This is a genomic window from Bordetella bronchialis, assembly GCF_001676705.1.
GTDB classification, from domain to species: domain Bacteria; phylum Pseudomonadota; class Gammaproteobacteria; order Burkholderiales; family Burkholderiaceae_B; genus Bordetella_C; species Bordetella_C bronchialis.
Genome location: NZ_CP016170.1, coordinates 4,452,470 through 4,476,588 on the forward strand (window position 1 = coordinate 4,452,470; position 24,119 = coordinate 4,476,588).

Sequence of the window (24,119 nt, forward strand, 5' to 3'; positions counted from 1 at the left end):
GCCGCGGCAGGCATGATGAGCGGTGCCGCACGTGCGGACACGGCGCCCGACACCGCGTCCGACACGCCGGCTGCCGCCCCCGGCTACGCCCTGACGGCCAACCTGACATTGGCGACGCAATACCGCTATCGCGGTCTCATGCAAAGCGACAACAAGCCCGCCATCCAGGGCGGCTTCGATTTCGGCCCGGCCGCCGGCAACGACCAGGGCGGCTTCTATATCGGCAACTGGAATTCCAGCATCAGCTGGCTTTCCGACAGCAATCCCGATGTCTCCGCCCCTATCGAGATGGACTTCTACGGCGGCTACCGCGGCAGCTTCGCCCAGGACCTGCCCTATGACTTCGGCGCCTTGAAGTATTACTACCCCGGCGACTATCCCAGCGGATTCACGAATCCCGACACGACGGAGCTATACGGCAGCGTCGGCTACAAGACGACGACCTTCAAGTACTCGTATGCCGTGTCCAACCTGTTCGGGTTCGCCAAGAGCAAGGGCAGCCAATACTTCGACCTGAGCGGCAACTACGACCTGGGTGTCTGGGGCCTGACGCTGAACACGCACGTCGGCTATCAATATGTGCGCAACGTCGACAACGCTTCCTACTACGACTGGAAGCTGGGCCTGACCAAGGACATGGGCCAGGGGATCGGCATTTCGGTGGCCTATATCGACACCAACGCCGACCGGGCCGTGTACACCAACACCCAGGGCCGCTTCATGGGCCGCGGCACGGTCCTGGCATCCATCACCAAGACATTCTGATCCGACCGCCGCGCCGGGCGGTGGCGTTGGCGTTGGCGTTGGAACGTGGCGCCGGGTCCTGGCGCTGGCTCGTGGCGCTGGCTCGTGGCGCTTGGCCGTGGCGCCGGGTCGTGGCCCCTGGCTCGTGGCGCTTGGCCGTAGCGCCGGGTCGTGGCCCCTGGCTCGTGGCGCTAGGCCGTGGCGCCAGGCCGCGGCCCCCGAGCCCGGTGCGGCCGGCCCCGGGCGGCGCTTCGCACAGCGGCCTGGGCGTTGACACGAACTTTATGCGGCATGGCCGGCTTTTTTCCCGGAATTTACGCCGGCCTGCCTATAGTGAAGACGTTATCAACCACCCGGTCACGCCGCGCCGCACACACCGGCGGCGCCGCCACCGCGACACCATGCCCGAACGCCCCGCTCACGCGCATACCGCCCGCGATGCCCATCGCGCCGATCGCTTCCTGACCCGGCCTCGAACCGCCTGTCCCATCAGCCTTACCCTGCGCGTCGACAGCCCCGACTGCGCCCAGGCGCGCACCCGCCTGGAGGAACTGCTGCGGGACATCCCCGGCCTGCGCATCATGACCGTCAGCCACCGCCGCGGCGTAGCGACCCTGGCCCTGCAGGCCTCGCGCGATGCGCTCGACACGATGCTGCACCGGATCATGGCGGGCATTCCCGGCGCCGAGTTCGGTGCGATCCAGCCCGCCGTGCTGGCGGCCGTGCACTGACTCCGCGCCACAGGGCCCGATATGCCTTCCTCTCCCGCTCTACACGCCCGCGCCATGTCCGTTGGCCGTTCCGCGCGCGACGGCGCGATGCCTGCCGCCCATCGTCCGCCGCGGGAGTCGCGCCCCGCCGGCGCCACAGGTCGCGGCGATGGCGTTTCCACCGCGTTCGAAGGCCTGTGGCTGCCCATGGTCACGCCCATGCGCCAGGGCCGCGTGGACCTGCCCGCCGCCCGCGGGCTGGCGCGCCATTACCGCGAGGCCGGCATGTCCGGCCTGGTCCTGTTCGGCTCGACCGGCGAAGGCAACCTGCTCACGCTCACGGAGAAGATCGACATGATCCAGGCGATACGGGAAGATGCCGACGCCTTGCCCATCATGATCGGCGTGGGCGGCGTGGATACCGCCGGCGTCGCCGCCGCGGTGCGCCGCCTGGACGTGACGCGTCCCGCGGGCTATCTGGTGCCGCCGCCGTATTACCTGTGCCCTTCGCAGGCAGGCATCCTCTGGCACTATCGCCAGATCGCGTGGGCCACCGACCGGCCGCTGGTGCTTTACAACATTCCCAAGCGCACCGGCGTGCAAATGACGGTGGAAACCATGGAAGCGCTGGCCGGTTGTCCCACCATCGCGGCCGTCAAGGAATGCAATCCCGCGGTACTGCAGACATTGCGTGCGCGCGGCCGGATCGCCACGCTGTGCGGGGAAGACAAGGCGCTGCTGGCGCACTTCCTGGCCGGTGGCCGGGGGGCCATCCCCGCCGCGGCCCACATCCGCCCCGATCTTTTCGTACGCATGATGCACCTGGCCTGGCGGGGCAATGTGGATGCCGCCCCGGTGGATAGCGCAGCGGTGGATAGCGCCCCGGTGGACACCGCCGCGGTGGATGCCGCCGCGGTGGATGCCGCGGCGGCCTTGTTCCAGGCGCTGTCACCCGTCATTCGGCTCTTGTTCGCCGAGCCGAATCCCGCGCCGGTCAAGAAGGCCCTGGCGCTGCAGGGCCTGATCGAGGACGAATTGCGCATGCCGCTGACACCGGCCAGCCGTACCCTGGCCGCCAGGCTGCAGCGCGCGATCGCGCGCTTGCCCGCGCCGGCCGGTGACCGCATGCCGGCGCCGCGCGAGGCGGTTCACTCGATGGCGACCGCCTCCGTGAACATATAGCCCCAGCGCCGGACCGAGCGCAATGGCAAGGGCATGCCCATGGCTTGTGCCTTGCGACGCAGGCGGCTTACCATCACATCGACGCCGCGCGGCGAAGTCACCGATCTCTCGCCCGCCTCGCCGCGTCCCGCCGCCAACGAGCCCAGTTCGCTGCGCGCCAGACTGTGGTTGGGCGCCTCGAACAAAGCCAGCATGAACAGGCGTTCCAGGGTGGTCAGGCCCAAGCGCTTACCTTGCGGGGACAGCAGCGTCCACCCGCCTTCGCGCAGGCGCCAGGCGGGCGCGGCGTTCGCCGCGGCTTCGGACGCCGCAGGACGTGCCGGTGCGGCGGGCTCCACGGGCGATGCGTGAACCATGTCCTCCAGGTCGCTGACATGCGACAAGTAGGACGACAGGTCTTGCACCGTGGACGTCAGCTTGCGCAGGTCGGCTTCAAGCTGGATCAGCGTGGCCTGCAGCTCACGCTTGGGAATAAAGATCGAGGTCACAGTTCACTTTCAGCCCGGCGCCGGCCCTCCGACAGAAAGGGAAAACCGCATGCACCATTAGTATTCATCCAGAGACGTTGTGTATCACACGGATACATTATTACAAATCTGGAGGCTGTGTGGCACTATGAAACTCTTAGGGAGCCGGCGCTGAAAATCGAAGACCATCGCCGCATCAGACAGGACATCGTTCCATGCTAACCAGCCGGCTCAAAGAGGCACGACTCCGTGCGGGCCTTTCCCAGGAAAGGCTGGGTACGCTTGCGGGCCTGGACGAGATGTCCGCCAGCTCGCGAATGAATCAATATGAGCGCGGCAAGCACACGCCGGGCTTCTTCCTGATCGAGCGCCTGGCGCAGGCGCTGCACATGCCCACCCCCTGGTTCTACACCCGCGATGACGACATGGCGGAACTGCTGCTGGCCTACCACGCGCTGCCGCCGGAACTCAAGGAAAAGGCCCTGGCCTACCTGAAGGGACTGGCCGGCGGCGATGGCGCCGGCGATGGCATGGCGGATGGCGTGGCCATGGCGGACGGCGCGGGCAACATCGCCCCGGCCGACGGCCACGCGTCGGCGGATGGCGGCTCGCCCACGCGGCCGCCACCCGGCGCGGCTACATATTCTCGATCATCACCCGGCCGAAACCTGAACAGGACACCTGCTCGGCCCCCTTCATCAGACGAGCAAAGTCGAAAGTGACTTTCTTGGCCAGAATGGCTTTTTCCATGCTGGCGATGATCAGGTCCGCGGCCTCTATCCAACCCAGGTGGCGCAGCATCATGGCGGCGGCCAGGATTTCCGAACCCGGATTGACGTAGTCCTTGCCCGCGTACTTGGGCGCCGTGCCGTGCGTGGCCTCGAACATGGCCACGGAGTCCGACATATTCGCACCCGGCGTGATACCGATGCCCCCCACCTGCGCGGCCACCGCGGCGGAAATATAGTCGCCGTTCAGATTGAGCGTGGCGATGACGTCGAATTCGCCGGGGCGGAGCATGGACTGCTGCAGGAAGGCGTCCGCCATGATGTCCTTGGCGACGATCTCGCGCCCGGTCCTGGGGTTCTTGAAGCGGCACCACGGCCCGCCGTCTATCTGTTCGGCGGCGAATTCGTCGCGCAACAGCTCGTACCCCCAGTCGCGGAAGCCGCCCTCGGTGTACGTCATGATGTTGCCCTTGTGCACCAGGGTAAGCGTGGCGCGGTCGTGATCGATGGCATATTGCGCGGCCTTGCGCACCAGGCGGCGGGTGCCTTCCCGCGAAACCGGCTTGATGCCGATGGCGGAGCTGTCCGGGAAGCGCAAATGCCGCGAGTGCACGTGGTTCTGCAGGAAATCGACAAGCTCGCGCGCCTGGGGAGAGCCGGCGGGAAACTCGATGCCGGCGTAGATGTCCTCGGAATTCTCGCGGAAGATGACCATGTCGGTCTTTTCCGGTTCGCGCAGCGGGGCCGGTACGCCGCGGAAGTAGCGCGCGGGACGCAGGCACACGTACAGATCCAGTTCCTGCCGCAGGGCCACGTTCAGCGAACGCACGCCGCCGGCGGTGCGCGCCGCGGCCAGGGGGCCCTTGATCGAGACCACGTAGTCGCGCACCGCCTGCAGGGTTTCCTCCGGCAGCCAGGCGTCCTGGCCATACAGGCGGGTGGCTTTTTCGCCCGCGTAGACTTCCATCCAGTGGATGCGGCGCGTGTCGCCGTAGGCTTTCGCCACCGCCGCGTCGACCACGGCGATCATCACCGGTGTGATATCCACGCCGACGCCGTCCCCTTCGATGTAAGGGATGATGGGCTGGTCCGGCACCCTCAACGTGAAATCGGCGTTGACGGTGATCTTCTGCCCCCCCGCGGGAGGCTGGATATGCTGGTACGACATGGACGCTCCGAAGCCTGCAGGCACGTGCCCGCCATTCTATATCCACGCGGCCGCGCGCCAGGCAATGACTATTACGCCAGTAGGTAAAATAACGCGTTCAGGGCCGCCCGCTGGGGGCGCCCGCCCGGGTGCCCGTCGGGCGCCTGTCCCGACGCTGTCCGGTACCGCCATGTTCAATCCCTCACGCGACCAAGTGCGCGAATTCTTCATCGAAGCCTGGCGCAAGCACAAGGCGGGAGAGGTGGTCACCCCGCTGGAGTCGATGGCGGTGGATTGGGCGGTGCAGCATCCGGAATACCACCAGGACCTGGAAAGCCCCGATGCGATGACGGCCGAATATCCCGTGGAAAAAGGCCGGACCAACCCCTTCCTGCATCTTTCCATGCACCTGGCGATCGCCGAGCAATTGTCGATCGATCATCCTCCCGGGATCCGGGCGGCCTATCAGCGGCTGGTGGCGCGCAGCGATGCCCACCACGCCATGCACGAGATCATGGAATGCCTGGGCCAGGTCGTGTGGGAAGCCCAGCGGCTGGGCACGCCGATGGACAGCGATACCTACATCGACCTGATCCGCCAGCGCGCCGAACGCTGACGGACGCCCGCCTGCGCGCCGGGGCCGGGGGCGGCGCCCGGCGCCGGGGCCCCTTTGCCGGGCCCGCTACTTACGCGTCGCCAGGTCGCTGGGCAGACTGGACAACCACGCCGAGACATTGTCGATATCGGCGTCGCTGAGCTGCACCGCGAATGCCCCCATGATGGGGTTCTTGCGGATATTCGCAGTGGCCGGGGCGCCGGACTGGCCGCGCCGGTACGCCCGGAGCGCATGGGCGAGATAGTCCTGGTACTGGCCGGCCAGGATCGGATACTGCGGATCCGTGGGCGTCTTGGCGTCCGCGCCGTGGCAGGACGCGCAGTTGAATTTGTCGAATACCGCCTTGCCCGCGGCCAGATCGTCGGCATGCGACGTGGCGGCGGCCAGGCCCAGCAACACCCCGGCGAGGGTCGCGATAGTGCTTTTCATGGATGCCCCCGTCATTTGAGAGTGGAGTAGTACGCGGCGATGTCAGCGATGTCCTTGTCGGACAGGCTGCCCGCGATGGCGTCCATGGTGGGATGGCTGCGCTCGCCCTTCTTGTATGCGTTCAGCGCGCTTTCAATGTACTTGGCATTTTGCCCGGCGATCATCGGAACGCGATAGACCTCGGGAAACGCGGTCTTGTAGTCGGCGATGCCGTGACAGCCGATGCACATGGACACCTTGTCGCGGCCGGCCTGGGCGCTTCCGCCCTGGGCGGTATCCGCGGCATGCGCCGCGCCGGCGCCCGCACAGGATATCCAGACGGCAAGCAGGCCCGCCTTACGCAATACAGTGGTTCGCAACTTCATGAATTGGCTCTTGATATGGCGACTTTGGTTGCTGGAACTTCTGGAACTGCCTTGCTCTGCGTTTTACTCGACGTCTTGTTCGACCTCTCGCTTCGCAGCCTGCGGACCGGCCTCCCCCGGGCCGCAAACCGGTCGATTGTACGATAATTAATCCATCGCCAACGGCGGGGCGCGCACAGCCGCGCGCCCCGCGCCACACGAGGCCTTCTTCATGCCCGCAGCCCATCCCACCGCCGCGCCCCGTTTCGAAGGCACGGACCGCTATGTCGCGACCGACGACCTGAAACTGGCCGTGAACGCGGCGCTGACACTGCAACGTCCATTGCTGATCAAGGGGGAGCCCGGCACGGGCAAGACCATGCTGGCCGAGGAAGTGGCGCGCGCGCTGGATCGCCCGCTGCTGCAATGGCACATCAAGTCGACCACCAAGGCCCACCAGGGGCTGTACGAATACGATGCCGTCTCGCGCCTGCGCGATTCCCAGCTGGGCGACGAGAAAGTGCGCGACATCCGCAACTACATCGTGCAGGGCGTGCTGTGGCAGGCCTTCGAATCCCCGGAGCCCGTCGTGCTGCTGATCGACGAGATCGACAAGGCCGACATCGAATTCCCCAACGACCTGCTGCGCGAACTGGACCGCATGGAGTTCCACGTCTACGAGACACGGCAGACCGTCGCGGCGCGCCACCGCCCGCTGGTCATCATCACCTCCAACAACGAGAAAGACCTGCCGGACGCCTTCCTGCGCCGCTGCTTTTTCCATTACATCCGCTTCCCGGACCGCGACACCATGCGCGACATCGTGGGCGTGCATTTCCCGGAATTGCGCGCCGACGTGCTGCGCGCGGCCCTGGATACCTTCTTTGCCCTGCGCGAAGCGCCCGGCCTGAAGAAAAAACCGTCGACATCGGAATTGCTGGACTGGCTGCACCTGCTGCTGGCCGAAGACATACCGGCCGGCCAGATCGACGCCCATGCCGCGACCGCCGTGCCCTTGATGGCGGGCGCGCTGCTGAAGAACGAGCAGGACATGCACCTGCTGGAACGCCTGGCCGCCATGACGCGCACCGGCCAGCGCCGCTAGGTCCCGCCACACGGATATCCGGCATGGTCCAGCGCGCCGCCCCCCGCATGAGTCCGCAACGCCCCGGCGCCAAGGCCCCGCCATGCTGATCGACTTCTTCTATCATTTGCGCGCGCACCGGATACCGGTTTCGGTGCAGGAATACCTTACCCTGCTGGAGTCCCTGCGCCAGCCGCTGATGGCGCCCACGCTGGACGACTTCTACCACCTGTCGCGCATGACGCTGGTCAAGGACGAGACCCTGTTCGACCGCTACGACCAGGCGTTCGCGGCCTATTACCGCGGCGTGGCCGCCAGCTTGCCGCCCGACAAGGAGATCCCGCTGGACTGGCTCATCAAGCAGTTCGAGCGCACGCTGACGCACGAAGAAAAAGCCGCCATCCAGGCCCATGGCTGGGACAAGCTGATGCAGCTGTTCAAGGAAAGGCTGCAGGAGCAGACGGCGCGCCACGCGGGGGGCAGCAAATGGATAGGCACGGGGGGCACCTCGCCCTTCGGCAATGGCGGCTACCATCCCGAAGGGATACGCGTGGGCGGCGATTCCGCCGGCAACCGCAGCGCCGTCAAGGTGTGGGACATGCGCCAGTTCCGCGACTACGACGACACGCTGGAGCTGGGCACCCGCAACTTCAAGGTGGCGCTGCGCCGGCTGCGCCGCTTCGCCCGCCAGGGCGCCGACCTGGAGCTGGACCTGGACGACACGATCGCCAGCACCGCGCGCAACGCCGGGCACCTGGACCTGCGCATGGTTCCCGAACGCCGCAATACCGTGAAGGTGCTGATGCTGCTGGACGTCGGCGGCAGCATGGATGACCACATCTCGCGCGTGGAGGAGCTGTTTTCCGCGGCGCGCAGCGAGTTCCGCCACCTGGATGTGTACTACTTCCACAACTGCCCCTACGAGCGGCTGTGGCAAAGCAACCGGCGCCGGCAGAGCGACAGCTTCGACACCTGGGACATCCTGCGCAAGTACAACAGCGACTGGCGGCTGATCATCGTGGGCGATGCCACCATGAGCCCCTACGAGATCCTGCAGCCCGGCGGCTCGGTGGAACACATGAACAAGGAAGCCGGCGCGGTATGGATGCAGCGACTGCTGGAGGCCTGGCCCAAGGCCGCCTGGCTGAATCCCGAGCCCACCGCGTCCTGGCCCTACCGCCAGTCCATCGCGATCCTGCGCGAGATCATGCACGACCGCATGTATCCGGTCACCGTTGCCGGCCTGGAGCAGGCCATGCACCTGCTGTCGAAGTAGCGTGGCCGGCTAGCCGTCCACCGGCCGGGCCGGCGTTTCCAGCATCAGCTGGTAGAACACCACGTCCAGCCAGCGTCCGAACTTGTATCCCGCCTGCCGGATGGTGCCCGCCTGGACGAAGCCCAGCTTCTCGTGCAGGGCGCAGCTGACCTGGTTGGTGGAGTCGATGGCGGCGACCAGTACGTGGTATTGCTGCATCCGCGCCCGCTCGATCAGGGCTCGCATCAAGGCCTCTCCCAGGCCCCGGCCGCGATAGTCGCGGCCGATGTACACCGAGTGCTCGACCGAATACTTGAAGGCGGGAAAGGGCCGGAAGGTGCCGTAGCTGGCGAAGCCCATCAGCGCCCCATCGTCGTCCTCGAAGCCGATAACCGGGAAATCGCCCCTGCGCTTGGCCTCGAACCACGCCTGCATCGTGGCATCGGTGCGCGGCTGGTACTCGTACAGGGCGGTGGACGTCAGGATGGCGTCGTTGAAGATATCCAGGATGGCGCCGGCATGGCGCTCGTAGGTGCAATCGATCAGCTTCATGGCTTCGGCGCGCCGGCCCCCCGCTTTACTTGGGTGCCGCCATGACCTCGGAATCCAGGCGCGAACGCGGAAAGGCGTTGTCCGGATTGCCGGGCGTGAACTCGGTCACCATGGAGCGGTCGCGCTGATAGACGAAGTAGCGCGCCCGCTTCATGCCGGATTGGTTCACCACGCGCGCCAGGGCGCCGATGTCGTTGAGGGTCAGCACGGGATCCAGCAGCACGGCCACGGGCGTATCGGCGCCGCGCTTCTTGTCGCGCGCCACCGCGGCCAGGGCCATGCCCAGCTGCTTGCCATCCAGGCGGCGCGCATCGCCGTCTACCGTATATTGGGGCGTCTTGGCGCCCTTGGGCGGCGGGAAGGTGTCGACCACCACCGGCGAACGCGCGGCCGCGGCCGCGCACAGGCTCCAGGCGGCCAGCAGGAACAGGATCTTGTGGAAAAGCTTCATCGCGAATTCATTCCTTCTAGTACGCTGCGCGGCACCTTGCGGGCGCGCGGGTAGCAATATACCTTGGCCGCGCGACAGGCCCAAGGCGGACCGCGGCCGTGTAATGCCACGCCGATCCGCCCGGCCGGACAGGGAATCCCGCGAGCCGCGATCGGAACCTATGCCCGCCGTATACACTCCAACCAGTTCACCATCCTGCAGGGAAACCCGTCCATGGCAATTTCCACCCCCGCATTGTCGCGCCACCTGAAGACCCTGATTTTTTCATCCTTCCTTGCCTTCCAGGCCAGCGCCGCCACGCTGCCGGAGGGCACGACAGAGGTCGCATCGGTCGAGGGCATCACGGAATTCCGCCTGAGCAATGGCCTGCGCGTACTGCTGGCCCCCGATGACTCCAAGCCCACCACGACCGTAAACATGACCTATCTGGTGGGATCGCGCAATGAAAACTACGGCCAGACCGGCATGGCGCACCTGCTCGAACACCTGATGTTCAAGGGGACGCCCACCACCCGCAATGCCATGGGCGAGTTCTCGCGGCGCGGCCTGGCGGCCAACGGCTCCACCTCCAGCGACCGCACCAACTATTTCGCCAGCTTCGCCGCCAATCCGGACACGCTGGACTGGTACCTGGGCTGGCAGGCCGACGCCATGGTCAATTCGCTGATCTCGCGCGAAGACCTGGACTCGGAAATGACCGTGGTGCGCAATGAAATGGAAAGCGGCGAAAACAGCCCTTTCCGCATCCTCATGCAGAAGATGGAGGCATCCGCCTTCCAGTGGCACAACTACGGCAAGGACACCATAGGGGCGCGCTCGGATGTCGAAAACGTCGATATCGCGCAGCTGCAGGCGTTCTACCGCCAGTACTACCAGCCGGATAACGCCGTCCTCATCGTCGCCGGCAAGTTCAACCCCCAGGACACCCTGGAGACCATCAGCAAGACGCTGGGCAAGGTGCCCCGTCCCGCGCGCGCCCTGCCGCGCGAATACACCGTGGAACCGGTGCAGGACGGCGAACGCGAAGTCACGCTGCGCCGCACCGGCGGCACGCCCCTGGTCGCTGCGATGTACCACGTCCCGGCCGCCGGCAGCCCGGATTTCGCCCCCATGGACCTGGCCACGGTGATGCTGTCGGACACGCCATCGGGCCGGCTGTATCGCGATATGGTGCCGCGCAAGCTGGCCTCGGACGTGTTCGGCTTCACCATGGAACAGCGCGACCCCGGCCTGGTGATGTTCGGCGCGCAGCTGGAACCCGGCATGAACCAGGACGCATCGCTCAAGACCCTGACCGGCACGCTGGAGTCGGTCGCCCGCACGCCTTTCACCCAGCAGGAGCTGGACCGCGCCCGCAGCAAATGGCTGCGCGACTGGGAACAAACCTATAGCGACCCGCAAAAGATCGGCGTCGCGCTGTCCGAGGCCATCGCCAGCGGCGACTGGCGCCTGTTCTTCCTGCAACGCGACCGCGTGCGCGACGCCAAGCTGGCGGATGTGCAGCGGGTCGCGGCGCAATACCTGGTGCCCAGCAACCGGACGGCGGGCCGCTACATTCCCACCGCCAAGCCGGTCCGCGCGCCCGCCAATGCCCGCGTCGACCTGACGGACGTGCTCAAGGACTACAAGGGCGACCCCGGCTACGCGCAGGCGGCGGCCTTCGATCCCACGCCCGCCAACATCGACAAGCTGACCATCCGCCGCACGCTGGACTTGCCCAACGGCAAGGTCGATGTGGCGCTGCTGCCCAAGTCCACGCGCGGGCACCGCGTGCGGGCGCGCCTGCTGGTGCAGTTCGGCAATGCCGACACCCTGCGCGGCCAGCGCGCCGTCGCCGACGCCGTGGCCGACATGCTGGATCGCGGCACGGCCACGATGTCGCGCCAGGCCATCCAGGATCGCTTCGACCAGTTGAAGGCCGACGTCAATTTCAGCGGATCGGGCACCAATCTGTCGGTGTCCATCTCCACCACCCGCGACAACCTGCCGGCCGTGGTGGCCACCGTGCTGGACATCGTCCGCAACGCCAACTTCCCGCAGGCGCAGGTGGACGAATACAAGGCCCAGGCCGTCACGGCCATCCAGAACGCGATGAACGAGCCGTCCGCCCTGGCCATGCGCGCCCTGGCGCGGCAGGACAATCCCTGGCCCAAGGACGATATCCGCTACGTGCCCACCTTCGAGGAATCCCTGGCCAGCGTCCGCGCGCTCTCGCATGACGTGCTGGCGCGCTTCCACAAGCGCTTCTACGGCACGGGCACCATCGCATTTTCCGCGGTGGGCGATTTCGATGCCGACGCCACGGAAACCGCGCTGAAGAAGGGCCTGGCCGGCTGGAAGCGCGGCGCGCCGTACACCCGGGTGCCAGAGCCCTACCACGCGATCCCCGCGCAGAAGTTCGACATCCCGACGCCGGACAAGGCCAACGCCTTCTACGCCAGCCGCCTGCCCCTGCCCCTGCAGGACACCTCGCCGGACTTCGCCGCGCTGTACATGGCGAACTACCTGCTGGGCACCTCGGAAACCTCGCGCCTGTGGAACCGCGTGCGCGAGAAGGATGGCCTGTCCTACAACGTGCGCAGCAATCTGTCGGCATCCTCCTTCGAGCCGCGCGGCAGCTGGATGGTCTATGCCATCTACGCCCCCGAGAACCGCCAGCGGCTGGAGCAGGCCATCGGCGAAGAACTCGCCCGCGTACGCAAGGACGGCTACACGGACCAGGAAATCCGCGACGGCATCGCTTCGCTGCTGAACTACCGCCGCCTGGCGCGCGCCCAGGACGACGTCCTGGCCAGCACCTGGATCGACTATATCCGCCGGGGCCGCACCTTTGCCTGGTCGGCCGATATGGACAAGCAGATCGCCGCGCTGACCCCCGCCACGGTCAACGAGATCCTGCGCAAGTACCTGAAGCCGGAAGACTTCAGCACGGCGGTGGCGGGCGACTTCAGCAAGAGCAAGTAGCGCTGCCGGAAGGGGCGCGCCCACGCCCGGGGGCGCCCCTTTCCATCCCGCTGTGCGATAGAAAAGGGCGCGGTCCTGACGGCAGCGCACTTTCGCATGGCGCATCGGTTCGCTGGCGGCAGCGCTCAGGCGCCGGGAAAGTCCTTCAGGCGCGGCCCGGCGGCCAGCGGCGTGTTGCGCAGCCGCATGCCGGTGGCGTCTGCGATGGCGTTGGCCACGCAGGCCGATGCCGGTCCCTGCGAGGCCTCGCCGGCGCCCAGGAAGGGCATGCCGGGCCGGTCGATCAAATGCACTTCGATGTGCTCCGGCACGTTCGAAAACCGCATGATCGGGTAGGTGCTCCAGTCGAAAGTCGTCACGCGGCGCGTGTCGAAATGCAGCTGCTCGTACAGCGTCCAGCTGGCGGACTGGATGATGCCGCCCTCGACCTGGTTGCGCACCCCGTCGGGATTGACGATCTGCCCCGTGTCGATGGCCGCGACGGCGCGGTGGATGTGCACCTCGCCGGTATCGCGGTCCACCGTCAGCTCCATGCCGATGGCCAGATAGGCCATCAGGTTCTTGTACATGGCGAACGAAAAACCGAAGCCGCGGCCCGGCTCGCGCTTGCGCGCGGGATCCCAGCCGAAGCGCTCCGCCGCCAGTTTCACGACATCGATGGCGCGCGGGTCCTTCAGGTGCCGCAGCCGGAACTCCACCGGATCGGCCTTGGCCGCGCCGGCCAGCTCGTCCATGAAGCTTTCGATGGCGAAGATGTTCATATAGGCGCCCAGCGACCGCATCGCCGATACGCGCAAGGGCATCTCGGGAATGAAGTGGTGCAGCACCCGGGTGTTGGGAAAGTCGTACAGCGGGATGCTATTGCGGTCGCCGCCGCCTTCCGGCATGGGAATCGGCACGGGCGGCGCCGGCGTGAACGGCTGGGCCAGCGCCCACGTCGGGATCAGCCGGCCGGCGTTGTCGATGCGCTGGTTATGGCCGTTGCTCCAGATTTCGTATTGCCAGTCGACGATATTGCCGCGGGCGTCCAGCGATGCCTGGACCTCGGTGACCATGGCCGGGCCGGCGGGCTCCCAGGTGTGTTCCTGGTCGCGCATCCACTGCACGCGCACCGGGCGCCCCGGGACCGCGCGCGCGACCAGGGCGGCATCCGCCGCCACATCGTCGGCGCCGTTGTGTCCGTAGCAACCCGAGCCTTCGACGTGGATGCAGCGCACCTTGTCCTGCGGCAGCGACAGCATTTCGGCCAGGCCCTTGCGCAGCGGAAAAACCCCCTGCGTATGCGTCCAGACCGTCATGGTGCCGTTGTCGAACTGCGCCACGGCGCAGGACGGCCCGATCGACCCGTGGGTCAGGTAAGGCTTGGCAAAGCGCGCCTTCAGGGTTTGCACCGCGGGCGCCGCCGCGCCTTTCTTGTCGGCGACGTCGATTTCCCGCGACGGCAGGGTTTTCAGGTAGTCGTGGATACCGGCTTCGGGCGGCAGGACATAGGTTTCCTCCCACTGGGCGGATTGCGCCAGCGCCCGCATGGCGACGATGGCCTGCCATTCATCCTGCGCCACCACGGCCAGGTAGTTGCCGTCGCGCACCACTTTGACCACGCCGGGCATGGCCTGCACGCCGTCGATATCGGCCTGCAGCAGGCGGGCGCCATACGAGGGCTGGCGTATTACGCGGGCATGCACCATGCCGGGCAGGCGCATGTCCTGCACATAGCTGGCCCCGCCGGTGACCTTGCCCGGAATGTCGACACGCTGCATCGACTGTCCCAGCACCGTGTGCGTGCGCGGATCCTTCAGCGGCGAATCGGGCTGCGCGGGACGGTGCAGGTCCAGCCCGGACACGGCCTCGCCGTAGCTCAGGCGGCGGCCGTCGGGCGCCTGGATTACCCCGTTCTCGACCTTCAGCGTATCGGCGCTGGCCCGCAGGCGCGCGGCGGCCGCCTGCACCAGCAGGGCCCGCACCTGCGCGGCCGCGTTCAGGATGGCCGTCCCGCTGTCGGCCACGGAATGGCTGCCGGCGGTATAGCCCTCATTGGGCGTGAGCGCGGTATCGGCGGTGACCAGGTGCACCGCCTGGGGCGCCACGTCCAGCTCTTCGGCGGCGATCTGGATGAAGGCCGTGCGCACGCCGGTGCCCAGCTCGGCCTTGCCCGTGAAGACGGTCAGCTTGCCCGTTTCATCCAGGCGGATCCAGGCGTCCAGCATGGGGGTGGTGTTGAGATTGCCCGGCAGCTTGGGCCCTTTCCTGGCCGCTTCCTGGGCCATGGCGGGCATGTGGGGCAGCAGCGAGAACCCGACGGTGATGGCGCCGGCCGCCAGGAAGCGGCGCCGGGTGGGATCCTGCGGAAGATCACGGGGCGCGTTCATTGGGCGGCTCCGGTGGCGGCAGCCTGGCCGTTGCCGCCGGCGGCGCGTATCGTCTCGGCCGCCTGCGAGACAGCCGCCAGGATGCGCATGTGCGTGCCGCAACGGCACAGATTGGGCTGCATATGCTCGCGGATCTCGGCGTCGGTGGGCGAACTGTTGCGGTCCAGCAGCGCCTGGGCCCGCATCACCATGCCGGCGATGCAATAGCCGCATTGCGCCGCCTGCTTGTCGATAAAGGCTTTCTGCAGGGGGCCGGGATGTTCGGCGGTGCCCAGGCCCTCTATGGTGCGGACCTGCCGGCCCTGGGCCGAGGCCACGGGAAACTGGCAGGAGAACACCGGCTGCTGGTCGACGATCACCGTACACGCGCCGCACTGCCCCATGCCGCAGCCGAATTTGGCGCCGTTCAGTTCAAGATGGTTGCGCAGGGCGTACAGCAGCGGCATCGAAGGATCGATATCCAGCTGGTGCGCCACGCCATTGACGGTCAAGGTAATCATTGGGACGTGTTCTCCTTGCGGATCTTCGCGACCGAGTCCTCCAGGCCGCTCCAGGCGGGCCGCTGCGCGATGCGCACGCGGGTATAGGCCAGGATGTCGGCGATCTGCTGATCGTTCAGGCTGTGCGCGAAAGAAGGCATGTAGTGGGAAGCGGCGGAACCCCGCAGGGGGATGCCCTGCAGGACCAGATTGATGGCATTGCGCGGCGTATCGGCATTGACGACGGAACTGGCGGCCAGGGAAGGCCTTCCGCCGATGGCCGCCATGGGCGCGGATGCCGCATGGCAGGACGCGCACGTGGAGCTGAACAGCGCGGCGCCGCGCTCCAGCCGCTGCGCGTCGCCCGCGTCCGCCGGCTGGGCCTGCGCCTCGGGCCGCGGCGCCGGCGCGGCGGCGGCCGGCTGGCTGTCCAGCGACAAGAGATATACCGCCATGGCGCGCACATCGCTTTCGGACACCAGCGCCAGCTGGCGCGTCACGGGCTCCATGGGCCCTGCCGCCGCGCCGTGCTGGCTGGCCAGGCCGGTGCGCAGATAGGCGGTCAGCTGGTCCACCGTCCACGCCGGCTGCTTGTGGCCCAGCGCATTCAAGGGCGGCACATCCCAGCCATCGATACTGCCGCCGGCAAAGGGCTGGGCGCCGTCCTCGCCGCCCAGCGTCGTCATCGGCGTATGGCAGGCCGCGCAGTGGCCGGGCCCTTCCACCAGATAGCGCCCGCGCAGCCACTCCGCGCTATGCGAGGCATCGTCCGGCAGGGCTCCGGGATGCAGATAGAGCAGGTTCCAGCCGGCGATCAGCGGGCGGTATCCCAGCGGGAAGGCCAGCTGGTTCTCCCGGGCGGGCGCCTTCACCGGCGTGCGCGTCATCATGTAGGCGTACAAATCCTTGATGTCGGCATCCGACATCCGGGTGAAGTGCGCATAGGGAAAGGCCGGGTACAGCAGGTGGCCGTCGCGCGATACGCCTTCGCGCATCGCCCGCGTGAACGCGGCCAGCGACCACTTGCCGATACCGGTGTCCGGATCGGGCGTGATGTTGGTGCTGTACAGGGTACCGAAGGGCGTATCCAGCGGCGTGCCGCCGGCATAGGGTTTGCCGCCCGCGGAGGTATGACAGGAAATACAGTCGCCCACCGCCGCCAGTTGCGCGCCGCGTGCGATCGAACCGCCGTCGAAGGACGCGGCCGCGGGTGGCTGGATGGGATCGATGGCGTTGCGGTACGCGATCGAACAGGCGGCAACGCCGCCCAATACCACGATCGCGAGCACCCCTGCCGCGATGTATCTGCCTTTCATCCGGACAACCCCTTCAATGTGCGAAAACGGCGTTGGGGCGGACTGTAGCGCCCGTCGCTGACATTCGATTGAAATCCGATAAAGCTTCCATAAGGTGGATACTTCTTCCGGCGGGGAGTTCGCATGATCCCGATAAGGATGCGCCTGCCGGCAACATGGCGCCAGCGCTGTATTCGGCGGGATACATCACGTTCGCGCGGCCGGCGTCAGGCGGGATCTCCACAGTCTGGAATTCCGGTCACCTTGGCCAGGCTGGGGTCGCCGCCCCTTGCCGGCCGTCCCTGCCTCCGGACCGGTGTGCCCCGGTGCCCTGCCCCTGGGTCCAGGCGCCACCGGCCTGTCGGCAGGCTTAAACCCCTACGCGGCGATGCAGCATGACGGCCGGCGCCCGGAGGCGGCGGTAACATCGCCCAGCCTGGGGCCAGCCCCATTCCTCTTTCCGGAGCGAACGCCTTGAAATACCGCAAACTTGGCCGTACCGATATCGATGTCAGCCTGATCGGGCTGGGCACCATGACCTTCGGGGAACAGAACTCCGAAGCCGACGCCCACCAGCAGCTGGACTACGCGCTGGCGCATGGCGTCAACCTGGTCGATACCGCCGAGATGTACCCCGTCCCGCCGAAGGCCGAGACCCAGGGCCGCACCGAAGCCTACATCGGGACCTGGATCGCCAAGACCCGGCGCCGCCACGAGATCGTGCTGGCCAGCAAGATCGCCGGCCCGGTGCGCGATCCCAAGCGACCCGGGCATATCCGCGAAGGCAAGACCTTCCATGACCGCAAGAACCTGACCGCGGCCCTGGACGCCAGCCTGAAGCGCCTGCAGACCGATTATCTGGACCTGTACCAGCTGCATTGGCCCGACCGCACCACCATGACCTTCGGCCAGTCCAACTATCCCTGGGTCAAGGACGACTACACCGTGCCGATCGCGGAAACGCTCTCGGTGCTGCAGGATTTCGTCAAGCAGGGCAAGGTGCGCCACATCGGCGTGTCCAACGAAACGCCCTGGGGCGTGGCGCAATTCATCCGCCATGCCGAGGTCGACGGCCTACCGCGCATCGTTTCCATCCAGAATCCCTACAACCTGCTCAATCGCCTGTACGAACAGGGCCTGTCGGAATTCAGCCACCACGACGGCGTCGGCCTGCTGGCCTACTCGCCGCTGGCCATGGGCATGCTGACCGGCAAGTACGAGAACGGCGTGCGTCCGCAGGGTTCGCGCCTGGCGCTGTTCTCGCGCTTCACGCGCTACAACAGCCCGCAGGCCGAGGCGGCCACCAGCGAATACGTGGCGCTCGCGAAGCAGCATGGCCTGACACCCACCCAACTGGCGCTGGCCTTCATCAACCAGCAGCCCTTCGTCACCAGCAACCTGATCGGCGCGACCAACCTGGACCAGCTCAAGGAAAATATCGAGAGCGTCGACGTCACGCTGGACGGCAACGTGCTCGCCGCGATCGACGAGATCCATCGCCGGCAGCCGAATCCGGCGCCGTAGCGCTGCCGCGCGACCGAGGGCGACCGGGCGGGACCGAGCGCAAGGCCTGCGTCGCCCACAGGGCAGCGCAGGCCTTTTTTTCGGCCCGGCCGGTCCCATTCCAGGCCGATTCCGTCTCCGCGCGGCCGGCCATCGTTTCGGACGTCTTTCCTGCTTCTTCGATTCGCCATTCTGCTTCTACGAGAAGCGGGACGTCATGGCGGTTCGCGGCGGCGCCACCGCCGTGGAGCAAGCCCTTCACCTGTCGGACTTCCCCCCGACCGTCGCCGCGATCCATCGCTGCGACAAATGCCGCGCCCAGCCCATTCTTCTTCAATCCTCCTCCTTTTTCATGCCGACGGCCGTTCCGCACACAGTCATGTTGATTTGAAATCAAGATTGACCCATATATATCGACGGACTAGCCTTTATCGCGAGGTGGCGTTGCGCCGCCGGTTTCCCCAACCCTCGCCGGCCAGGCCCAGAGATGAACGACACCGAAGAGAACCCCGATCTGTCCAGCCGCGTGGCGGCTGCCCTGCCGACCCGGCGCGGCCTGTATTACGGCGGGCGCTGGCACGAACCCTTGTCCGGCCAGCACGCCCGCAGCATCAATCCCGCCACGCAGGAAGACCTGGGCCCCTATGCCGTCGCCGGACAGCCGGACATCGATGCCGCGGTCCGCTCGGCCGCCGAAGCGGCGGCCGCCTGGCGAGCGGTTTCGCCGCTGGAGCGTGGCGCCCTGCTGCGGCGCGCCGCGGCCATCGTGCGCGAGCACGCCTGGGAGCTGGCGCTGATCGACGCCGCCGATTGCGGCAATCCGGTGCGGCAGATGCGCGACGACGCGGTGATCGCCGCCACGCAACTGGAGTACTTCGCCGGCCTGGTGCTGGAACTGAAGGGCGAGACCATTCCCACGCTGAACGGATCCCTGGATTACACGCTGCGCGAACCGCTGGGCGTGGTGGCACGGATCATCCCCTTCAACCACCCCTTCATGTTCGCCGCCGGCAAGATCGCCGCGCCGCTGGCCGCGGGCAACACCGTCATCGTCAAGCCGCCGGAACAGGCGCCGCTGTCCAGCCTGCGCCTGTTCGAATTGATCGGCCAGGTGTTCCCGGCGGGCGTGCTCAACTGCCTGACCGGCGATCGCGCGACCGGCGCGGCGCTGTCCGCGCATCCGGACGTGGCGGCCGTGGCCCTGATCGGCAGCGTCAATGCGGGCAAGGCCGTCATGCGCACGGCCGCCGACGGCCTGAAGAAAGTGCTGCTGGAGCTGGGCGGCAAGAACGCCATGCTGGCCTACCCTGACGCCGATCCGGAAAAAGCCGCGCTGGGCGCCGTGCGCGGCATGAACTTCACCTGGTGCGGGCAATCGTGCGGCTCGACCAGCCGCCTGTTCCTGCACGAATCCCAGCACGACCGCATCCTGGCTCGCATCGTTGCGCTGACGGCCGACATGCACCGTCCCGGCCTGCCCACCGATACCCGCACGACCATGGGCGCGCTGGTGTCCCGCGAGCAAATGGACAAGACGCTGTCCTATATCGAATCGGCCCTTGCCGAGGGAGCAGCCGTCGCGCACGGCGGCCGGCGCTGCCAGGAAGCCGCCTTGCGCGACGGCTACTTCGTCGAGCCCACGATACTGGCCGGCGTCACGCCCGTCATGCGCGTGGCGCGCGAGGAAATCTTCGGTCCCGTGCTGTCCGTCTTCCGCTGGTCGAACGAGGACGAACTCTACGCCGCGGTCAATGGCGTGGAATACGGCCTGACCGCCTCGATCTGGACGCGCGACCTGGCCACGGCGCACCGGGCGGCCGCCCGCGTGCAGGCCGGCTATGTCTGGATCAATGGCTCGTCCAACCACTTCATCGGCGCGCCCTTCGGCGGCTACAAGCATTCCGGGATCGGACGCGAGGAGTGCAAGGAAGAGCTGCTGGAATTCACGCAGATCAAGAACGTCAACGTCACACTGGACTGAAGGCCGCGCCCCCATGCCCACGCAAAACCATCCTGCCGCCCCGCGTTGGGGCAGCGACTACCTTGTCGACCTGATGCGCCACATCGGCCTGGAATACGTGGCGCTGAATCCGGGCGCCAGCTTCCGCGGCCTGCACGACAGCCTGGTCAACTACCTGGGCGACGCCGCGCCGCGCATGCTGACGGTGCTGCACGAGGAACACGCCGTGGCCATCGCCCACGGCTATGCGAAAGCGACGGGACGTCCCATGGGCGCGGTGCTGCACGCCAATGTGGGCCTGATGCACGGATCCATGGCGATCTTCGACGCCTACTGCGACCGCGTGCCGGTGCTGGTGTTCGGCGCCACGGGCCCCGTCGATACGGCGCGCCGCCGTCCCTGGATCGATTGGCTGCACACGTCCAAGGACCAGGGCGCGCTGGTTCGCTCCTTCGTCAAATGGGACGCGGAACCGGCATCGCTGGAAGCGGCGCGTGACGCCGTCCTGCGCGCCCGCCAGATCGCCACGACGCTGCCGCAAGGTCCGACCTACGTCTGTTTCGACAGCGTATTGCAGGAAACTCCCTGCGCGGCCGCGCCGCCGCTGCCGCCGCTGCAACGCTACGAGGCCCCCCGCCCTCCGGGCTTGAGCGCCACGGCGGCACGCGAGGTTGCCGAACGCCTGTACGCGGCGCGGCGCCCGGTCATCCTGGCGGGCCGTGTGTCGCGCGGGGAAAAGGACTGGCAGCGGCGGGTGGCGTTGGCGGAACACTGCAACGCCACCGTGTTGACGGATTTCAAAGTGGGCGCGGCCTTTCCGACGCGCCATCCCCTGCATGGGGCGGCGCCCGGCTATTTCATGAGCGAAGAGGGGCTGGCCAAGCTGCGCGAGGCCGACACGATACTGAGCCTGGACTGGGTGGACCTGGCGGGCACGCTGCAATCGGCCCATGGCCGGAACGCGGTACCGGCGCACGTGATCCAGGTGTCGCTGGACCAGACGCTGCACAACGGCTACGGCGGCGAGCACCAGGGCCTGCCGGCCATCGATACCTACCTGATGTGCGATCCCGATGCGTGCGCGACGCAAGTGCTGGAGGCCTTGCGCACGCTGGGACCCGCCCGCATGGCGCCGCCGGCATCCGCCACACCGCCGCGCCCGGCCCCCGCCGAAGAGAGCGGCCCGGACGGGATCCCGCTGACGGTATTCGCGGGCACGATCAGCACCCGCCTGCAACGCAATGCGCCGGCCTGCCTGATACGCACGAACCTGGGCTGGCCGGGCGGCGCGCATCCCTTTTGCCATCCGCTGGACTATCTCGGCTACGACGGCGGCGCGGGCGTGGGCTCGGGCCCGGGCATGTCGGTCGGCGCCGCACTGGGACTGCGGCATAGCGGGCGCCTGCCGGTTTCAGTGCTGGGCGACGGCGATTTCCTGATGGGCGTGACGGCGTTCTGGACGGCGGTGCGCTACGAGATCCCGCTGCTGGTCGTGGTGGCGAACAACCGTTCGTTCTTCAATGACGAGGTTCACCAGGAAAAAGTCGCGATCGTGCGGGGCCGGCCGGTCGAAAACAAGTGGGTCGGGCAACGGCTGGAAAGCCCGGAAATCGATATCGCGGCGATGGCGCGGGCGCAGGGAGCATTGGCCTGGGGGCCGGTTGCGTCCAAGACGGAACTGGAGCGAGCGCTCGACGAGGCGGTCGAGGCGGTCCGCTCAGGCAAAGTAGCGGTGATCGATGCCAGGGTCGGCCGGGAATACGCACCCTCGATGGCGAAGGCGCTGGCGCGCGGGGATTAGGAAGCGGATAGGGCGGCGGGGGGACGGGGTCGGATGCCGTCGAGGGTGCGTTTCGCTCATGCCGTCGGGCTTGCTCATGTCGTCCGGCTTGCTCATGTCGTCCGGCTTGCTCATGTCGTCCGGCTTGCTCATGTCGTCCGGCTTGCTCATGTCGTCCGGCTTGCTCATGTCGTCCGGCTTGCTCATGTCGTCCGGCTTGCTCATGTCGTCCGGCTTGCTCATGTCGTCCGGCTTGCTCATGTCGTCCGGCTTGCTCATGTCGTCCGGCTTGCTCATGTCGTCCGCTTCGTCTTCCTCCTTCGGCGGCCGAAGGGGCGTTGGAGTTCTTGCGGCTTTTTTGCCCGGCCGTCCTACGTACGGAAGCCCTCGCGCGCCCTCGGACGGGCCGGCCCCGACAGGCATCTCCCCCGCCGGACTCACGGTTTGCCTTAGAGCCGGTCGCTGGGGCGGTCTTTGTTCTTGGCCCTTCGTGGGTGGCGTGTTTTCGGGTTAAGAAGGATCTTCTGTTGCCCGTCGTTTTAGGGCCGCCCTGCGCGGCCCTAAAACGCCTACGCGGTGTGGGCATGCGGTGGTTGCTGGTAATGCGACGGTTGCTGGTAATGCGACGGTTGCTGGTAATGCGGCGGTTGCTGGTGATGCCACGGGCCTTGGTAATGCCACGGGTGCTGGTAATACCACGGGCCTTGGTAATGCCACGGGTGCTGGTAATGCGGAGGCCGGGGAACCGGAGTGGAATCTTGGCCGACGCCCGGTGGGGGGAGACAAGGCGGTGTGGCGGGCCGCCCGCCGGCCCGCCACACCGTAGCACCGTGCCCTGCCCCGGATGTTCCCGATAGGTGCGGCTAGGGAGCCCTGTACGGCGTTCGAACGTTTCAAACACAACAATCCTGACAATCCCTTCTGACGGTTCCTCGCATGCTCGAACATAAAATTCGTGACATCCCTTGGTTGCGTCAGAGTGACGCTACCCCAACGCAGTGGCCTCGGCGATATCCGCGATTGGCGTCATCCCCACGTTGCGGCACGCGGCGATATCCGCGATTGGCGCCAGCCCGATGTTGCGGCACGGGGCGATATCCGCGATTGGCGTCATCCCGACGTTACGGCACGGGGCGATATGCCGTCGTTATCGAAATGCACTGGAAATCGCCCCCACATTCGCGCTAGCGTCACACGGCACCTACGCCGGCATCCGTGGCAAGCCTCGGTGCTACGGTGTGGCGGGCCGGAGGGCGGCCCGCCACACCGCCTTGTTACCCCCACCCGGCGCCGGGCAAGATTCCACTCCGATTCTCCGGCCTCCGCATTACCAGCGCCCGTGGCATTACCAAGGCCCGTGGCATTACCAGCGACCGTCGCATTACCAACGCCTGTGGCATCACAAGCAACCGTCGCATTACCAATGCCTGTGGCACCACCAGCAACCGTCGCATTACCAACCACCACCGCATGCCCCGACCGCGTAGGCGTTTTAGGGCCGCGCAGGGCGGCCCTAAAACGACGGGCAACAGAAGATCCTTCTTAACCCGAAAACACGCCACCCACGAAGGGCCAAGAACAAAGACCGCCCCAGCGACCGGCTCTAAGGCAAACCGTGAGTCCGGCGGGGGAGATGCCTGTCGGGGCCGGCCCGTCCGAGGGCGCGCGAGGGCTTCCGTACGTAGGACGGCCGGGCAAAAAAGCCGCAAGAACCCCAACGCCCGTTCGGCCGCCGAAGGAGGAAGACGAAGCGGCAGTCCAGGGCGAAGGCCCTGGACCGCCCGAGCGGGCCGGACACGACAGGCATCTCCACCGACGGACGGCATGAGCAAGCCGGACGGCATGAGCAAGCCGGACGGCATGAGCAATACGACGGACCGCACAAGCAATACGACGAACGGCGAAAGCAATACGACGAACGCGCCATCCAATAACGGCATCGGCAAGACAAAGAAGTCCCCACCCGGAGCAGCATGAGCAAGACGCCGATCCGTCCAGACCGGCACAAGCAACACGCCCCCGAAATGGCTGGCGCCCCCAGCTCTCACGGCAAGAAAACC

General features: G+C 67.0%; 22 protein-coding genes. 12 read left to right on the top strand and 10 right to left on the bottom strand.

Translation table 11 applies throughout. The features are described 5' to 3' along the window. Window positions 1-12 precede the first annotated feature (12 nt). From BAU06_RS19610 to BAU06_RS19620, 3 genes are all read left to right on the top strand, one after another. Complete coding sequence (locus tag BAU06_RS19610) at window positions 13-765, top strand: TorF family putative porin (protein WP_156770417.1); 753 nt, start codon at window positions 13-15, stop codon at window positions 763-765. Window positions 766-1,145: 380 nt separating this feature from the next. Further along, window positions 1,146-1,475 carry a hypothetical protein gene (locus BAU06_RS19615; RefSeq protein ID WP_066353892.1) on the top strand — a complete coding sequence of 110 codons (330 nt, stop codon included), beginning with the start codon at window positions 1,146-1,148 and terminating at the stop codon, window positions 1,473-1,475. A 186-nt stretch (window positions 1,476-1,661) separates the two neighbouring features. Further along, the gene (locus BAU06_RS19620; protein WP_231934119.1) at window positions 1,662-2,636 is read left to right on the top strand and encodes a 4-hydroxy-tetrahydrodipicolinate synthase family protein; all 975 of its coding nucleotides are present in this window, start codon (window positions 1,662-1,664) and stop codon (window positions 2,634-2,636) included. Here BAU06_RS19620 and BAU06_RS19625 read toward each other — a convergent pair. After that, window positions 2,603-3,124, bottom strand: a complete 522-nt coding sequence (locus BAU06_RS19625; RefSeq protein WP_066353898.1) for a helix-turn-helix domain-containing protein — start codon at window positions 3,122-3,124, stop codon at window positions 2,603-2,605. The two genes, BAU06_RS19620 and BAU06_RS19625, sit on opposite strands and share 34 nt — an antisense overlap. A 194-nt stretch (window positions 3,125-3,318) precedes the next feature. Between BAU06_RS19625 and BAU06_RS26320 the strand changes: the two genes are divergently transcribed. Further along, entirely contained in the window at window positions 3,319-3,825 is a 507-nt protein-coding gene (locus tag BAU06_RS26320) for a helix-turn-helix domain-containing protein (protein WP_082988344.1), read from the top strand. On the opposite strand, the gene icd is transcribed toward BAU06_RS26320, so the two are convergent. After that, window positions 3,740-4,999, bottom strand: a complete 1,260-nt coding sequence (gene icd / locus BAU06_RS19635) for an NADP-dependent isocitrate dehydrogenase (RefSeq protein ID WP_066353907.1) — start codon at window positions 4,997-4,999, stop codon at window positions 3,740-3,742. The genes BAU06_RS26320 and icd overlap by 86 nt on opposite strands. A 169-nt stretch (window positions 5,000-5,168) precedes the next feature. Here icd and BAU06_RS19640 point away from each other — a divergent pair, with 169 nt between their 5' ends. Next, window positions 5,169-5,594, top strand: a complete 426-nt coding sequence (locus tag BAU06_RS19640; RefSeq protein WP_066353913.1) for a DUF1841 family protein — start codon at window positions 5,169-5,171, stop codon at window positions 5,592-5,594. A 66-nt stretch (window positions 5,595-5,660) separates the two neighbouring features. On the opposite strand, the gene BAU06_RS19645 is transcribed toward BAU06_RS19640, so the two are convergent. Then, complete coding sequence (locus tag BAU06_RS19645) at window positions 5,661-6,023, bottom strand: c-type cytochrome (protein WP_066359403.1); 363 nt, start codon at window positions 6,021-6,023, stop codon at window positions 5,661-5,663. 11 nt (window positions 6,024-6,034) lie between these two features. After that, on the bottom strand, window positions 6,035-6,388 hold the full coding sequence (locus tag BAU06_RS19650; RefSeq protein ID WP_066353914.1) for a c-type cytochrome: 354 nt from the start codon (window positions 6,386-6,388) through the stop codon (window positions 6,035-6,037). 211 nt (window positions 6,389-6,599) lie between these two features. Here BAU06_RS19650 and BAU06_RS19655 point away from each other — a divergent pair, with 211 nt between their 5' ends. Beyond that, window positions 6,600-7,472 (top strand): AAA family ATPase, encoded by an 873-nt coding sequence (locus BAU06_RS19655; protein WP_066353915.1) that lies wholly within the window; start codon window positions 6,600-6,602, stop codon window positions 7,470-7,472. A gap of 82 nt (window positions 7,473-7,554) precedes the next feature. After that, the gene (locus BAU06_RS19660) at window positions 7,555-8,727 is read left to right on the top strand and encodes a vWA domain-containing protein (protein WP_066353922.1); all 1,173 of its coding nucleotides are present in this window, start codon (window positions 7,555-7,557) and stop codon (window positions 8,725-8,727) included. A 9-nt stretch (window positions 8,728-8,736) separates the two neighbouring features. Here the strand turns inward: BAU06_RS19660 and BAU06_RS19665 are convergent, their stop codons facing one another. Together BAU06_RS19665 and BAU06_RS19670 are read right to left on the bottom strand one after the other, a co-directional pair. After that, on the bottom strand, window positions 8,737-9,258 hold the full coding sequence (locus tag BAU06_RS19665) for a GNAT family N-acetyltransferase (protein ID WP_066353925.1): 522 nt from the start codon (window positions 9,256-9,258) through the stop codon (window positions 8,737-8,739). A gap of 25 nt (window positions 9,259-9,283) precedes the next feature. Continuing rightward, window positions 9,284-9,709 carry a hypothetical protein gene (locus BAU06_RS19670; protein ID WP_066353931.1) on the bottom strand — a complete coding sequence of 142 codons (426 nt, stop codon included), beginning with the start codon at window positions 9,707-9,709 and terminating at the stop codon, window positions 9,284-9,286. Between the two features lie 219 nt (window positions 9,710-9,928). Here BAU06_RS19670 and BAU06_RS19675 point away from each other — a divergent pair, with 219 nt between their 5' ends. Next, entirely contained in the window at window positions 9,929-12,673 is a 2,745-nt protein-coding gene (locus BAU06_RS19675; protein WP_156770418.1) for a M16 family metallopeptidase, read from the top strand. Window positions 12,674-12,798: 125 nt separating this feature from the next. Here BAU06_RS19675 and BAU06_RS19680 read toward each other — a convergent pair whose 3' ends face one another. Genes BAU06_RS19680 through BAU06_RS19690 form a run of 3 tightly spaced genes read right to left on the bottom strand, consistent with a single transcriptional unit; the run spans window position 12,799 to window position 16,837 of the window. Next, on the bottom strand, window positions 12,799-15,042 hold the full coding sequence (locus tag BAU06_RS19680; protein WP_066353944.1) for a xanthine dehydrogenase family protein molybdopterin-binding subunit: 2,244 nt from the start codon (window positions 15,040-15,042) through the stop codon (window positions 12,799-12,801). After that, a complete protein-coding gene (locus BAU06_RS19685) occupies window positions 15,039-15,542 on the bottom strand; it encodes a (2Fe-2S)-binding protein (RefSeq protein WP_066353950.1) in 504 nt (167 codons plus the stop codon). Before BAU06_RS19685 ends, BAU06_RS19680 begins: the two co-directional genes overlap by 4 nt. Continuing rightward, window positions 15,539-16,837 carry a cytochrome c gene (locus tag BAU06_RS19690; protein WP_066353951.1) on the bottom strand — a complete coding sequence of 433 codons (1,299 nt, stop codon included), beginning with the start codon at window positions 16,835-16,837 and terminating at the stop codon, window positions 15,539-15,541. The genes BAU06_RS19685 and BAU06_RS19690 overlap by 4 nt, the downstream gene beginning before the upstream one ends. A 453-nt stretch (window positions 16,838-17,290) precedes the next feature. On the opposite strand from BAU06_RS19690, the gene BAU06_RS19695 reads away from it, so the two are divergent. From BAU06_RS19695 to BAU06_RS19705, 3 genes are all read left to right on the top strand, one after another. Continuing rightward, on the top strand, window positions 17,291-18,340 hold the full coding sequence (locus tag BAU06_RS19695; RefSeq protein WP_066353958.1) for an NADP(H)-dependent aldo-keto reductase: 1,050 nt from the start codon (window positions 17,291-17,293) through the stop codon (window positions 18,338-18,340). A 466-nt stretch (window positions 18,341-18,806) separates the two neighbouring features. After that, window positions 18,807-20,300 carry an aldehyde dehydrogenase family protein gene (locus tag BAU06_RS19700; RefSeq protein WP_066353964.1) on the top strand — a complete coding sequence of 498 codons (1,494 nt, stop codon included), beginning with the start codon at window positions 18,807-18,809 and terminating at the stop codon, window positions 20,298-20,300. A gap of 13 nt (window positions 20,301-20,313) precedes the next feature. After that, the gene (locus tag BAU06_RS19705) at window positions 20,314-22,080 is read left to right on the top strand and encodes a thiamine pyrophosphate-binding protein (protein WP_066353971.1); all 1,767 of its coding nucleotides are present in this window, start codon (window positions 20,314-20,316) and stop codon (window positions 22,078-22,080) included. On the opposite strand, the gene BAU06_RS26730 is transcribed toward BAU06_RS19705, so the two are convergent. Further along, the gene (locus BAU06_RS26730; protein ID WP_156770289.1) at window positions 21,997-22,356 is read right to left on the bottom strand and encodes a hypothetical protein; all 360 of its coding nucleotides are present in this window, start codon (window positions 22,354-22,356) and stop codon (window positions 21,997-21,999) included. The two genes, BAU06_RS19705 and BAU06_RS26730, sit on opposite strands and share 84 nt — an antisense overlap. 1,527 nt (window positions 22,357-23,883) lie before the next feature. On the opposite strand from BAU06_RS26730, the gene BAU06_RS26735 reads away from it, so the two are divergent. Continuing rightward, on the top strand, window positions 23,884-24,036 hold the full coding sequence (locus BAU06_RS26735; protein ID WP_156770290.1) for a hypothetical protein: 153 nt from the start codon (window positions 23,884-23,886) through the stop codon (window positions 24,034-24,036). Window positions 24,037-24,119: the final 83 nt, after the last annotated feature.